The sequence below is a fragment of the Geodermatophilus siccatus genome (assembly GCF_900103785.1).
GTDB classification, from domain to species: domain Bacteria; phylum Actinomycetota; class Actinomycetes; order Mycobacteriales; family Geodermatophilaceae; genus Geodermatophilus; species Geodermatophilus siccatus.
Genome location: NZ_FNHE01000007.1, coordinates 210,681 through 224,918 on the forward strand (window position 1 = coordinate 210,681; position 14,238 = coordinate 224,918).

Annotated in this window: 7 protein-coding genes; 1 reads left to right on the forward strand and 6 read right to left on the reverse strand. The window is 76.8% G+C overall.

Annotated features, from left to right (window positions below):
- Positions 1–113: 113 nt before the first annotated feature.
- From BLS21_RS14755 to BLS21_RS14780, 6 genes are all read right to left on the reverse strand, one after another.
- The gene (locus tag BLS21_RS14755) at positions 114–4,400 is read right to left on the reverse strand and encodes a PKD domain-containing protein (RefSeq protein WP_091219717.1); all 4,287 of its coding nucleotides are present in this window, start codon (positions 4,398–4,400) and stop codon (positions 114–116) included.
- A 236-nt stretch (positions 4,401–4,636) separates the two neighbouring features.
- Positions 4,637–6,976, reverse strand: coding sequence for a lysylphosphatidylglycerol synthase transmembrane domain-containing protein (locus BLS21_RS14760; protein ID WP_091219719.1), 2,340 nt, complete (start codon positions 6,974–6,976; stop codon positions 4,637–4,639).
- 65 nt (positions 6,977–7,041) lie between these two features.
- Positions 7,042–8,244 carry an MFS transporter gene (locus BLS21_RS14765; protein ID WP_091219722.1) on the reverse strand — a complete coding sequence of 401 codons (1,203 nt, stop codon included), beginning with the start codon at positions 8,242–8,244 and terminating at the stop codon, positions 7,042–7,044.
- 90 nt (positions 8,245–8,334) lie between these two features.
- Positions 8,335–9,612 (reverse strand): multidrug effflux MFS transporter, encoded by a 1,278-nt coding sequence (locus BLS21_RS14770; protein WP_217636135.1) that lies wholly within the window; start codon positions 9,610–9,612, stop codon positions 8,335–8,337.
- 103 nt (positions 9,613–9,715) lie between these two features.
- Positions 9,716–10,681: an NAD(P)/FAD-dependent oxidoreductase gene (locus tag BLS21_RS14775; protein WP_091219944.1), complete on the reverse strand. Its 966-nt coding sequence runs from the start codon at positions 10,679–10,681 to the stop codon at positions 9,716–9,718.
- An 83-nt stretch (positions 10,682–10,764) separates the two neighbouring features.
- Positions 10,765–12,228, reverse strand: coding sequence for a protein adenylyltransferase SelO (locus BLS21_RS14780; protein ID WP_091219724.1), 1,464 nt, complete (start codon positions 12,226–12,228; stop codon positions 10,765–10,767).
- Positions 12,229–12,634: 406 nt separating this feature from the next.
- Here BLS21_RS14780 and BLS21_RS14785 point away from each other — a divergent pair, with 406 nt between their 5' ends.
- On the forward strand, positions 12,635–13,240 hold the full coding sequence (locus BLS21_RS14785) for an ERCC4 domain-containing protein (protein ID WP_091219727.1): 606 nt from the start codon (positions 12,635–12,637) through the stop codon (positions 13,238–13,240).
- Positions 13,241–14,238 lie beyond the last annotated feature (998 nt).

Consider the following 14,238-nt stretch of genomic DNA (forward strand, 5'->3'; position numbering starts at 1 on the left):
CGGCTCGCCGGGACACCCGACCGGGTGGCGGCGGGTGCGGGGCCCCGACGCACGAGGGCCCCCGCCGGCCGCAGCGGACTGCGGCCGACGGGGGCCCTCGGGGGTGGGTCGGCTCAGCCGGCTGGGCGCACCTCCAGCGCGGTCACCCGGACGGCGACCGGCGCGGTCGCGGTGCCCGAGGTGTAGGCGGCCAGCCCGACCGAGCCGGGCGCCTGCAGCGCCGCGGTGGTGTCGGTGCGCACCAGCTGCGGCGTGGCCGGCTCGGCGGCACCGTCGGCCCACACGGACGCCGCCACGTCGGTCGTGCCGGTGCCCGAGACGCGGACCCGCACGTGCAGCGGGGTCCCGGCCCGGTACGTCAGCCCGGGGACGACGACCTCACCGCCGGGCCAGGCCTCCGCGCCGCCGGCCAGCCGCGAGAGCACCAGCGACACCTGGCCGGTCGAGCCGACCTTGACCGCCACCCGGTACTCGTTGCCCGCCGACACCCGCCGGCCGGTGACGTACACGTACGTGCCGCCCCCGGTCGGGACCGAGCCCAGCGAGAACGTCGTCCGGACATCGGCCGAGGTCTGCGCGACCGAGCCGAGGTACGAGCCGGTGTTGTTGCCCGGCCCCGCCGTGAGCGTCGCCGTCCCGGGGGTCACCGACTGGCGGGTCGCCCCGGCGCTGGCCGTCCACGCGCCGCCGACGTCGGCGGTGCCGAGCCCGCCGGTGACCGTGCGCCCGAAGGCGTCGGCGGCGATCACCGCCGGGTCCACCGGGCCCGGCGGCGGGGTGTCGGCGGCGACGGTGACCGCGCGGTTCGTCGTCGCCGTGGCGCCGTCGTCGTCGGTCACGGTGAGCGTCACCGGGTAGGTGCCGGCCGCCGCGTAGGTGTGCGTCGCGGTGACGCCGGTCGCCGTCCCCCCGTCGCCGAAGGTCCAGGCGTACGAGCGCACCGTGCCGTCGGGGTCGGTGGAGCCCGACCCGTCCACGCTCACCGACAGCCCGCTGGTCGTGGCGGTGGCGGCGGCCGTCGGCGCCTGGTTCGGCGCCGGCGGCTGCCCGCCCCCGGCCCCGGGCGCGGTGGCCGTGAAGCCGGTGACCCGGACGGCGGTCGCCGCGGTGGCGCTGGTCGGCCGGTAGGCGGCCAGCCCGACCGAGCCGGGCGCCTGCAGCGCCGCGGTGGTGTCGGTGCGCACCAGCTGCGGCGTGGCCGGCTCGGCCGCACCGTCGGCCCACACCGTCGCGGAGACGTCGGTCGTGCCGGTGCCGGTGACCTGCACGCGGGCGTGCAGCGTCGTCCCGGCGCGGTAGGTCAGCCCGGGGACGACGACCTCGCCGCCCGGCCACGACTCGGTGCCCCCGGCCAGCCGGGACAGCGTCAGCGACACCCGCCCGTCGGCCATGACCTTGACCAGCACCCGGTACTCGTTCCCGGCCGAGACCCGCCGCCCGGTGACGTACGCGTACGTGCCTCCACCGGTCGGCATCGAGCTCAGCGAGAACGACGTGCGGACGTCGACCCCGGTCTGGGCGACCTGGCCCAGGTACGCACCGGTGTTGTTGCCCGCCGCCGGCAGCGCCAGGGTCGCCGTCCCGGGCTCGACCGAGAGCCGGGTCGCCCCGGCCGTGGCCGTCCACGGGCCGCCGACGTCGGCGGTGCCCAGCCCGCCGGTGACCGTGCGGCCGAAGGCGTCCGAGGCGATCGACGAGGGAGCGGTCGGCGGCGGCGCGGTGACCGTCACCTGCTGCGAGGTCCTCGCGGTGGCGCCGTCGTCGTCGGTCACCGTGACCGTCACCGGGTAGGTGCCGGCGGCGGCGTAGGTGTGCGACGCCGTCGTCCCCGTGCCGGTGCCCCCGTCGCCGAAGTCCCACGCCACCGAGGCGACCGTGCCGTCGGGGTCGGTCGACGCCGCGGCGTCGACGGCGACCCTGAGGCCGTCGGTGGTGGCGGTGAACCGGGCCGTCGGCGCCGCGTTGGGCGTCGGCGCGCCGGTGGCGGTCGCGTGGTGGGCCCGCACCTGCTCGCCGGTGAGCGTCGCCGAGTAGATCGCGACCTCGTCGAGCGAGCCGGCCAGCGACGCGTTCACCGGGGCGTTGGGCCAGCCGGTCAGCGAGCCGCTGGCGAGGTGCCAGTACCCGCTCAGGAACGTGCTGGCGGTGGTGAACGTCGGCTCGGTCGCCACCTGGGCGCCGTCGACGTGCAGCGCCGCACCCGTGGCGGAGACCGTGGCGACCACGTGGTGCCACGCGCCGTCGTCCACGCGCCCGGGGCTGCGGACGGTCCGGTAGGTGGTCCTCTGCTTGGTGCCGAAGGTCAGCCGGCCCTCGGCGTCGACGTAGAGCGACCGGTCGACCGTGGTGGCCGCCCCCGCGGGGTTCGTGGCCGCCGCCGTGGGCGAGTCGCTGTACTGGGCGACGAGGCCGCCGGAGGTGGTGCGCACCCAGGCCTCGACGCTGAACGCGTTGGCGGAGGTGGGCACGGTGGCGGCGCGGGTGGAGGCGATGCCGGTACCCGTCCCGTTCGCGGTGACCGCGGAGTCGGCCGGGACGGCGCCCGCGGTGCCCCGCACGATCCCGGCACCCGTGGTCAGGTTGGTGGTGCCGGCGTGGTCGTAGGCCGTGGTGCCGGAGGGCTCACCGAGCCGCCAGTACTGGTCGGGCCCGTCGGCCAGGACCCGGTTGGCGTAGGCGCTCGTCCCCGACGCCACCGTGACCGTGTTCGACGGCGAGCTGGTGACCGTGTTGCCGAACGGGTCGGTGACGACGACCCGGTAGGACGCCGTGGAGCCGGCCGGCCGCTGGTCGGTGAACGTCAGTTCGGGCCGGTCCCACCACGAGGACGTGGCCGTGACGGTGTGGACGGGGGTCGTCCCGCCGTCCCGGAGGATCTGGTAGGTCAGCTCGGCGTTGTCCATGTCCCACGCGGCGGGCCAGGTGACGGTGACCTGCCCGGCCGTCGTCGAGGTGGCGTTGGGCCGCAGCGCCGCCGCCGTCGTCTCCGGCCCCCGGTCGTTGGGGGCCAGCGAGGAGACGGCGTAGCGGACCAGCCCCTCCTGGGCGACGCCGTTGACCCGCGGGAACTCGCCGCCGAAGACGACGTACTGGCTGTTGCCGCTGACCGACCAGCCGGCCTGCAGCTGACCGGTGACCTGGCCGGCCGACATGGTCGGGAACCACGGCAGCAGCGTCGGGGCGGGCTGGCCGCGCAGGTTGGTGTTGCGCAGCGACGGGTCCGTGGTGGTGCCGGTGGCGGTGGTCGTGACCGCGGTGGCGAACTTGTTCACCCGGGGGTTCTGCTCCGGGTAGCCGCCGATCGGCTCGCACGTGTGGGCGTGCGTCGCGATGTAGAGGACGCCGCCCACCGGGTAGCTCGAGTAGGAGTCACCGTGGCAGCCGTTGATCGCGATGACCGCGCCGCCGTCGGCCCGCGCGGCGAAGGAGCCCTCGAAGTTGCCCGGCCCGAAGTAGTCGTAGCCGGTGCCGTACACCGCGGTGCCGTCGGTGGAGAGGCTGTAGACCGCGGAGTTGACGCCCTGGTTGGTGATCAGCTGGTTGATCGCGAAGGGCCGGGTCGCGCCGGTCGCCGCGTCGAGGGCACCGACACCGGTGGCCTTGGCGCCGTTGAGGGTGTCGAACCGGCCGGCGGCCACCACCTGGCTGCCCCCGCCGGTGACGACCAGGGCCATCACCTCGCTGCTGGTGGCCGTGTTGCCGTCGCGGTTGCCGGCCGTCGAGCCGGGGCCGGGGACGGGCGCCCAGGGCAGCAGGCCGCCGTCGGAGGCGCGGACCGCGGCCAGCTGGCTGCGGCTGACCCCGCCGAGGGCGGAGAAGTTGCCGCCGAGGTAGACGGTGTCGTTCGTGGCGGCCAGCGCGCGCACCTGCGAGCTGACGCTCGGCGCGAACGACGAGACGAGCGCCCCGGTCGCGGTGTCGTACGCGGCCACGCGGTTGCGGACCTGACCGTTGGCGCGGGTGAAGTCGCCGCCGACGTAGAGCCGCCGGCCGTCCGGGGACGCCGCGAGGGTCAGCGCCTGGGCGTTGAGGTCGGGGGCGAAGGAGGTGATGAGCGCACCGGTGCGGATGTCGTAGGCGAGCAGGTTGTTGCGCACCGTCTCCTGGGTGCCGGCCGCGGCACCCGCCGGGCGGGCGGTGGTGAACCGCCCGGCCGCGTAGACGGTGTTGCCGACGACGACCTGCGCCCAGACGACGCCGTTCACCTGCACCGTGGGCAGCGCGTCGGCGGCGACGGTGGCGGGTTCACCGGCAGGCACCGGGCGGGTGTCCGCCGCCGCGGTGCCGGGGACGGCGAGGCCGAGGAGGGCCAGGCCTGCGGTCAGCAGGCCGGCGACGGCCGTGGACCCTGCCCTCCGACGGCGAGGGCGCCGGTCGTGCGGCGCGGGGACTGAGGACATGCGGATCTCCGGGAGCTCGTGGGCGCGGACCGCCGTCTCCGCGGGCGTCTCGCACGTGCTCTCGATCCCCCGACCGGTGACTGGCAGACACAACCGACCACGCAGCGTTATGCCGGTCAAGGCGCTCACACCCACACGGGCGCGGGTCCACCCGATCGGATGCACCGGAGGGCTGTCCCCCACCGCCGGTCGCCGTCCGCGGCCGGGTCAGGTGTCCTGCGCCGCCTGTCGACCGGCTAGATCTGCTGCCTGCGCTGCAGCACCAGGAAGGCGAGCCAGCCGAACGGCGCCGGCAGCCAGAACGTCGCCGCCCGGAAGGCGAGGACGGCGGTGAGCGCGGCGGTCACCGGCACACCCGTCGCTGTCAGGGCGCCGACGAGGGCGGCCTCGACCGCCCCGAGCCCGCCGGGGGTGGGCGCCGCCGACCCGATCGTGGACGCCGCCAGGTACACGACGACGAGCGTCGGCAAGGACAGCGACGCGGAGAAGGCGCGCAGCGAGGCGTCGAGCGCCAGCACGTAGCCGCCGTTGAGCAGCAGGATGCCGAGCACCGCCGTCCCGAGGCGGCGCGGCTGGGTCAGCGCGGTGAGCAGCTGGGGCAGCGTCTGGCGCAGCAGCGGCTCCACGCGGCGGTGCAGCAGCCGCCGGGTCGGCGGCAGCATGGCCACCGCGACGAGCACCGCCGTCGCCACGAGCAGGACGACGAGCACCTCGCCGCTGGGCAGGAGCGTCGGGCGGGAGGCGGACACGCCGCTCACCCAGCTGCACACCAGCAGCACGACCACCGTCACGACGACGGTGACGACCTGGCTGACGGCGACGCTGGCCGCGGCCGTCGCCAGCGGGACGCCGGCGCGCTGGAGGTAGCGGATGCCGATCCCGACGTGCCCCACGGTCGGCGGGGTCACCAGCGTGACGAAGGCCGTCGCGACCTGCACCAACGTGGTGCGGGCCAGGGGCAGGTCGACGGGCACGAAGGCCTGCAGGGCCAGTGCCGCGCCGACGTAGGTCACCGCCGAGCCGAGCACCGCGACCGCGAGCCACTGCCAGCGGGCCGCGCTCAGCGTGCTGCCGAGGCTGACCTCGGAGAGCTGGGAGGCCAGGACGTACGCGGCGACGGTCGCCGCCACCATCGTGACGACCGTCCGCGGCCGCACGCGCTCCAGCCGCGGCGCCGTGGCCGGGACCGCTCCGGAGGGCCCGGCCAGGGTGGTGCGCAGGTCGCCGACGACCGCTGTCCGGCGCACCGCCTCGCGCAGGGGCGGGGGCAGCACCAGCGGCTGGGCCAGCGCCGCCAGCCGTGCCTCGGCCGGCGCCCCGGACCCGTACCCGTCGCGGAAGGCGGCCACCGCCGCCTCGACACCGGCGTGCGCGGCCGCGGTGACCAGGAGCGCCACGACGTCCAGCTCGCGCTGCAGCTCGCTGGCCGCCGGCTGCGCGGACCGCCACCGGGTGAAGCCCACCCGGCCGTCGGGCAGCAGGACGACGGACTGCGGGCTGAGCGCGCCGTGGGCCACCCCGACCCGGTGCACCCGCCGGAGCGCGGTGAAGGCGGCCCGGAGCACCTCGTGCGCCCCGCCGTCCGCGTCCGCGTCCGCGAGCGGCGTGCCGGCGAGCGGCCGCGCCACCGACAGCAGGGCCGGCCCCGCGGACAGCAGCGTCACCACCGTGGGCGCGGGGACGTCGGCCGCTCGGGCGATGCCGGCGCAGAGCGCCTCCCGCTCGAGCCGGCCGCGCAGGGTGAGGGCGGGCCGGCCGACGACCGACGACCGCAGCCGCACCAGCGACACCCCTCGGCGGGCCAGCGAGACGCCGCGGCGGTCGGGGTCGACGACGGTCACCTCGAGGACACCGCCGGGCGAGGTGGCGGCGTAGCGCAGGCTCTCCGCCGGGTGCGACAGCGGGCACAGCTGGTCCACCGGGAGCCCGGCCGCGGCGAGGACCGCGCGGACCCGTTCCTCGTCCGGGCGGGCGGGCACCACGCCGACCAGCACCCGGACGAGCAGGCCCGCCGCGGTCCCGGCGAGGAGGGCGACCGCTCCGCTGAGCAGGGTGAGGCTGCCCAGTGCGAGCGCGCACAGCAGGGCCGCGCCGAGCACCACCCGGGCGGGCGTCGTCCACCGCGGGCGCCGCTGCAGGTCGGCCCCGACGAGCAGGCCGACGGCGGCGGCGATCGGCGTGACCGCCGCGTCCTCGGCCGTCCCCAGCAGGTCCTGCCGGCCCAGCAGCCACTCCGCGGCCTCGCCCGCGCCCAGCGCCAGGGCACAGGCGAGGGCCGCGGAGGTGACCGCGAACCGGCGCCGGCGCAGCGCGTCGAGCAGGACGGCACCCAGGACGGCGAGCACGGCGAGCGAGGCGACGCCGTTGGCGACGGAGAGCACGGTGCCGGGCAGTCCGCCGAGGGCCGTGTCGGCGAGGTCGGCGTCCGCGGCCGGCACCTGCGGCGCCTGCACGGCGAGCAGGACCAGGAGCAGCAGCGCGCCGGCCGCGAACCCCAGCGCGACGCCGTCGGCGGGACGGCGGACCCGGGTCCGCGGCCAGAACGACGTCCGCCGGTCCGCGCCCCCCTCCGTCACCCGGCCAGTATTCGCAGGTCCCGGCAGCGCCGCCGCGCCGGGTCGCGCCCCTGGTGGACGACGCGTCAGCGGTGCGGGGCGGCCCGCTCGGCCGGGGCCCCCTCCGCGCGGGACGCCCCCCGCGCCGACGTGGTCGGTCCGGGCAGCCGCAGGCTGACCAGCAGGGCGAGCAGCGGCAGTGGGAGGAGGGCGGCCACCGACCAGCCGAGGCCGTGCGCGTCGGCCAGCACCCCGAAGAGGGGCGTGACGGCACCGCCGGCGGACACGGCCAGGCCGAGGGTGACGCCGGAGGCCGTGCCGACCCGGTTGGGCAGCAGCTCCTGCCCGAGGGTGGTCTGCACGGAGAAGGGCAGGTACAGCCCCACGCCGAGCAGGACGGCGGCGACGAGGGCCGCGGGCCAGGACGGCGCCGCGACGAGCAGGACGAGACCGGGCACGGCGACCGCGTAGCCCAGGCGGATGGCCGGCACCCGGCCCCACCGGTCGGCGAGCCAGCCGCCGGCGAGGGTGCCGACCGCCCCGACGGCGAGGAACGTCGCCAGCGCCGCGGAGCCGGCCGGGGCGGGGACGCCGAAGCGGTCGATGACGTACAGCGCGACCAGGGACGAGACCCCGAAGTAGAGGACCGAGCGGATCACCACCAGCCCGGTCAGCCAGCCGAATGACCGCCAGTCGTCCTCCCGCTGCGGCGCCCCGCCGGTCGCGGCGGCGGGGCGTGGGCGGGCGCGGGCCCGGCGGCCGAGAGCCAGGAGGACGGCGGCCGCGCCCAGGGCCGGCAGCGCCAGCAGCGGCGTCCCCGCCACGCCGTACGCCAGCAGCACCGGCGTGACCACGACCGGGCCGAGGGCGAGGCCGGCGTTGCCACCGACGGCGAACCAGCTCATCCCCTGCGCCGAGGCGCCGGCAGCCGCACGGGCCGCCCGGGCCGCCGCCGGGTGGTAGGCGGCCACGCCGAGGCCGGAGAGGGCCACCGCCGCCCAGGTCCACCAGTAGGAGTCGCCGAGGCCGGCCAGCCCGATGCCGACCCCGGCGACCAGCAGACCCAGGGGGGTCAGCCAGGGCAGGGGCCGCCGGTCGACCAGGACGCCGAAGGCCGGCTGCACCACCGACGAGAGCACCGTGGCGGCGAGGGTGATGCCGGTGGCCGCGGCGTAGGAGTACCCCCGCTCCAGCACCAGGAACGGCAGCAGCGCGGGCACCGCTCCCTGGTACAGGTCGTCCACGACGTGGCTGGAGGTCAGCAGGGCCAGCCCGCGACGGTCGACCACGCGCCCGTCCGAGGCCGGCCGGCCGCCCCGGCGATCGCTCCGCACCAGGCGACCGTGGCCGCGCGGCCGCCGGTCGTCAACCGGCCGAGGTCAGTGCGCACCGGCGGGTGCGGGCTCCTCCGGCGCGTCGGTCAGCTGCCAGGGCCGGACGACGGTCACGAGCACTCCGATCGCGAGCACCAGCGCGGCGAGGATGACCGTGCCCATCGCCGCGGCGTCGTTGCCCAGCAGGCCGACGACCGGCGACACCGCGGCGCCGACACCGAACTGCACCGCGCCCAGCAGCGCCGCCGCCGAACCGGCCGACTCCCCGTGCCGGGACAGCGCCAGCGCCGGGGCGTTGGGCAGCGCCAGGCCGGTGGCGAAGAGCATCGCCCACAGCGGGAGGACGACGCCCGGCAGCCCGCCGGTGCCGGTGCCGGCCAGGACGAGGAGCGCCGCGCCCGAGACGGCACCGGCCACGACACCGGCCACGAGCACCTGGGCCGGAGCCCACCGCCGCAGCACCACCGGGTTGAGCTGGGTGGCCGCGATCAGCCAGACGGCGCCGGCGCCGAAGAGCAGCCCGAACTGCTGCTCGTCGAGGCCGTACTGCCGCTGGAAGACGAACGACGAACCCGAGACGTAGCTGAACAGCCCGGCCATCGTCAGCCCGGCGACCAGCACCAGGCCGACGAGCGTCCGGTCGCGCAGCAGCCCCCGGTAGGTGTGCAGCGTGCCCGCGAGACCACGGCCGCTGCGGCGGGACGGCGGCAGCGTCTCGCGCAGGCCGAACCACCCGACGGCGAGCAGCAGCAGCCCGTAGACCGCGAGGACGGCGAAGATGCCGCGCCAGCTGGTGACCCGCAGCAGCTCCCCGCCCAGCGTGGGGGCCAGCACCGGCGCGGCGCCGAGCACGAGGAACAGCCGGGACAGCATCGTGGCCGCCGCCCGCCCGGTGAACAGGTCGCGCACCACCGCCATCGCGACCACCGCGCCGGCCGCCGTCCCCACCCCCTGCAGCAGGCGGAGGACGCCGAGCACCTCGATGGTCGGGGCGACGAGCACCAGCAGCGACGCGACCACGTACAGCGCCGTGCCGGCCAGCAGGGGTCCGCGACGGCCGAACGCGTCGGAGAGCGGGCCGAGCACCAGCTGGCCGATCGCCAGGCCGATGAGCGTGCCGGTGAGGGTCAGCTGGACCATCGCCGACGTCGTCCCCAGCTCGGCGGTGATGGTGGGCAGCGCCGGCAGGTACATGTCGATCGTCAGCGGCCCGATGGCGACGAACGCGCCGAGGAGGAGGGCGAGCAGCGCCCGGTTGGGCGGCGCGGCCTCGGGGGTCGGTGCGAGCGTCGCGGTCGCGGCGCGGTCCTGCAGGTCGGTCACGGTCGTCCATTCGTCCAGGCGGTCTGACTCGGCCCACGCTGGCCGGATGCCAGGGGCCAAGGCAGCGCCGGCACCGTCCATTCCTGGCTGTGGCGGACGCCGCTCAGACCCCCAGCGGCGCCCGGGCGGCGGCGACCGCCCGGCGGGCGTCCTCGGCCACCAGGTCGGCGTTGACCTGCGCGCCTGCGAGCGCCCCCGCGGCCGCAGCCGAGCCGACCTGCGCGGACAGGTCGGTGACGTTGCCGGCGAGCCACACGCCGGGGACGGCGCTGCGCCCGGCGGCGTCGGCGACCAGGTGCTCCCCCATCCCCGACGGGTGCGGCACCGGGGTCAGGCCGAGACCGGCGAGGAAGCCCGCGCGGGCGACCATCCGGGACTGGACGGCGACCGCCGCCCGCTCGACCACCGTGCCGTCGGCCAGCCGCACGCCGACGAGCCGGTCGTCGGTGACCTCGAGCCCGGCCACCTCGCCGGTCACCACCCGGACGCCGAGGGCGGCCAGCTGCTCGGCCTGCTCGCCGGAGGGCGCCGCCTGGGTGTGCGCGAACAGGGTGACGTCGGCGCTGAGCTGCCGGAACAGCAGCACCTGGTGCACGGCCATGGGGCCGCAGGCCAGCACGCCGACGGCCTGGTCGCGGACCTCCCAGCCGTGGCAGTACGGGCAGTGCAGCACGTCGCGGCCCCACCGCTCGCGCAGCCCGGGGACGTCGGGCAGCTCGTCGACCAGGCCGGTGGTGACCAGCAGCCGCCGCGCCCGCACCGTCCGCCCGTCGGCCAGCCCGACGACGAAGCCGTTCCCGTCCCGGTCCGCACGGACGACCTCGCCGTCGACGACGGAGCCGCCGTAGGAGCGGACCTCGGCCCGCCCGCGGGCGAGCAGCTCGCTGGGCGGCATGCCCTCGCGGGCCAGCAGGCCGTGCACGCCGGCCGCCGGCGCGTTGCGGGGCGCGCCCGCGTCGACCACCACCACGGACCGCCGGGAGCGGGCCAGCATCAGGGCCCCGTTCAGCCCCGCGGCGCCACCCCCGACCACCACGACGTCGTACTCGTTCCCCAGCTCGTCGGTCACCGTGACCACCTCCGCGGCCACCGTGCGACGGACGGCGCCGATGCGGCAAGAGACCTTGCTGTTACGGCAAACGGCCAGGCGCCTCAGGTGCCGCAGAAGGTGCGGTAGGGGCCGGTGCCGCCCGGAGCCGGGGCCGCGTAGCGCTCGAGGCCCGGCCGCTCCTCGTAGGGGGCGGCCAGCACCTCGAGCAGCTGCTGCAGCGGAGCCAGGTCGCCGGCGGTCGCCGCCTGCAGCGCCTCCTCGACGAGGTGGTTGCGGGGGGTGTAGACGGGGTTGACCCGGTCCATCGCCTCGGCGTCCGGACCGACGGCGCGCCACCGCTCGAGCCAGGCGTCGAACCGCGCGAGGTCCAGGACGACGAGGCGCGCGGGCTCGGCGTCGCCGCGGGCCGCGGTACCGAGCGCGCGGAAGAAGGACGTCAGGTCGACGCGGCTCTCCTGCACGAGCGCGAGGAGGTCCTCGGCGAGCGACGTGGCGACCGCGTCGTCCAGCCCCTCGGGGAGGCCGAGCTTGGCGCGCATGCCGGCCGACCAGGCGGCGTTGTACTGCGGGCGGAACCGCTCGAGCGCCGCGACCGCGAGGGCGACCGCCTGCTCCTGGTCGTCGGACAGCAGCGGCAGGAGCGCCTCGGCGAACCGGGCGAGGTTCCACTCGGCCACGATCGGCTGGTTGCCGTAGGCGTAGCGCCCGCCGGTGTCGATCGAGCTGAAGACCGTGGCCGGGTCGAAGGCGTCGAGGAAGGCGCAGGGGCCGTAGTCGATGGTCTCGCCGGAGATCGTCGTGTTGTCGGTGTTCATGACGCCGTGGACGAAGCCGACCAGCATCCACCGCGCGATCAGCGACGCCTGGGCGGCGACCACGGCCTCGAACAGCGCGAGGTACGGGTTCTCGGCGTCCGCCGAGGCGGGGTGGTGCCGGGCGATCGCGTGGTCGGCCAGGCGGCGCAGCAGCTCGGCGTCCCCGGTGGCGCGGGCGTACTGGAAGCTGCCCACCCGCAGGTGGCTGCTCGCCACCCGCGCCAGGACGGCGCCCGGCAGCAGGGTCTCGCGGCGGATCGTGCGCCCGGTCGCCACCACGGCGAGGGAGCGCGTGGTCGGGATGCCGAGCGCGTGCATCGCCTCGCTGACGACGTGCTCGCGCAGCATGGGGCCGACGGCGGCCAGCCCGTCCCCGCCGCGCGAGAACGGCGTGCGGCCCGAGCCCTTGAGGTGCAGGTCGCGCAGCCGGCCCTCGGCGTCGGTCAGCTCCCCGAGCAGCAGCGCCCGCCCGTCGCCGAGGCGCGGGACGAACCCGCCGAACTGGTGCCCGGCGTAGGCCTGCGCCACCGGCTTCGCGCCGTCGGGGACGGCGTTGCCGACGAGCAGGCGCACGCCCTCGGGGCTGCGCAGCGCGTCGGGGTCGAGGCCGAGCTCGGCGGCCAGCGCGTCGTTGAGCACGAGCAGCTGCGGGTCCGGGACCTCGTCGGCCTGCCACGCGACCGCCAGCTCCGGCAGCTCGCGGGCGAAGCGGTCGTCGAAGGAGACGGTCGGTGCGGGGGCGACGCTCACACCGTGGTGAGCGCGCTCCCGGCCGCTGCTGTTCCCGCGTCGACACATCGCGACGCGACGTCCCCCGCACCCTGCCGTGGTCTGCGGCAACCGCTCGGTCCGCCGGGGCCGGGGCGCCCGGTCGGCGGGGTGTGGACAGGGCGCTGCCCCCGCGGTCACGATGACAGGGCCCAGACCAGGGCGACGAGGTGCGCCGGCCGGCCCGCTGGGATGCGCGGGGCCGCCCGGTCGCCGCACCGCTCGACGCGCCGGAGCACGACCGGACCCGAGCCTTGCCGAAGGCAGGACGGGAGGAACGCTGATCCCCGGGCCGGTCCTGCCGGGACTCCTGGTCTCCCCCACCGAGCCGGCGCGGATCCGCGACCTCGGTGCGACGTCGTCGCTGCCCGAGCGGTACGGGGCGGACGTGCTCTTCGACGTCCGGCCGGTGGGACGGGTGGGGGTCCAGCGCAAGACGGTCGCCGACCTGTTCGCCTCGATCCGCGACGGCCGGCTGACCCGTTCGGTGTCCGCGATGAGCGCCCTCGACGTCGCCGTCCTCGTCATCGAGGGCGAGGTGCGGTGGAACGCCGAGGGGTTCGCCGAGCCGACCGGACCCACCGGTCGCCCGGTCACCTCGTGGCACCGGGACGCCTACCGGAGCCTGCTCTGGTCGGTCCGCGCACGCGGCATCTGGGTGGAGGCGGTGCCGGACGTCGACGGCACCGTGGCCACCGTCCTGTCACTGCACCGCTGGGCCGGCAAGGCCACCCACGACACGTTGGACAGGCGGCCCGGACGCCGCGGTGCGGACCCCGCCGCCCTGCACGTCCTGCAGGGCCTCGCCGGCATCGGGCCCCGGCTCGCCGGCAGGATCGTCGAGCACTTCCAGGGGCTGCCCATCGCCTGGACCGTCACCGAGCGGGAACTCGCCGCGGTGCCGGGGATCGGCCCCGTCCGTGCGAAGAGGCTGTCGGAGTCCCTCGCGGGTCGGCACTGCGACCGGGACGAGTGCGGCCGCGCGGAGCGGTGACCCTGGGTGCTGCAGCCGGCGCGTGGCGCACCGGGCGGACCGCTCACGGCTCCGGCCTCCCAGCCGCGCCGCCTATAGTCCTGCCCACCGCCTCCACGAGGCGACGCCGGGGACTGCCCCGTCGAGCAGCGCGGCGTCCGCGGTCCCTCGTCCGACGTCCGGCTCGGCCAGCGGGCCAGATGCGGGAGGCGACGTGCCGCACTCCACCACCTCGCTGATGCGCACCACCACCTGGCTGATGCTGGCGCTCGGCGCGGTCTACGGGGTCACCCTCGTGCCGGGGGTGCGCTCGGCGCCGGGCTACCGGGCGGCGCTCGACTGGTGGCTCAACATGACCGTCGACGCCCTCGTGATCCTCGTGGTGGCCCTGCGTGTCGCGGCCGACCGCCGGGACCGGGCGGCCTGGCTGTCCATGGCCGTGGGGCTCGGGGCGGCCTTCGCCGGCAGCACCACCTACTTCGCGTACTACCAGCACCTCGACCCGATCCCGAGCCCGTCGTGGGCCGACACGGGGTGGTTGCTCTTCTACGCGCTGCTCGCCGTCGGGCTGGTCCTGAGGTTGCGCACCCGGGCCCGCAGCATGCCCGTCAGCCTCTCGCTGGACGGGCTGATCGCCGGTCTGACGGCCGCGGCGCTGGCGGAGAACTACGTCGACGGGGCGCACGTGCCCCTCGAGCAGGACGGCGTCACGACGCTGACCGCCGCCTACCCGTTCGCCGACCTGCTGCTCCTGGCCCTGGCGGTCGCCGCGCTCGCCATGCTCGGGAGGGGCGCCGGCTGGTCCTGGTGGCTGCTGTGCGCCTCCTTCGTGACGTTCTTCGTCACCGACGCGATCTACGCGACCCTGGTCGAGAGGGGGGCCTACGTCGGTGGGGAGCCGGTCGACGCGGGCTGGCTCGTGGCCCGGCTGCTGCTGGCCGGGGCGGCACTGGCCTCGCTCCGCCGGACGGAGTCGCGCCCGGTCGACCTGGAGGGGGTCACCGTCCTGGTCCTGCCCG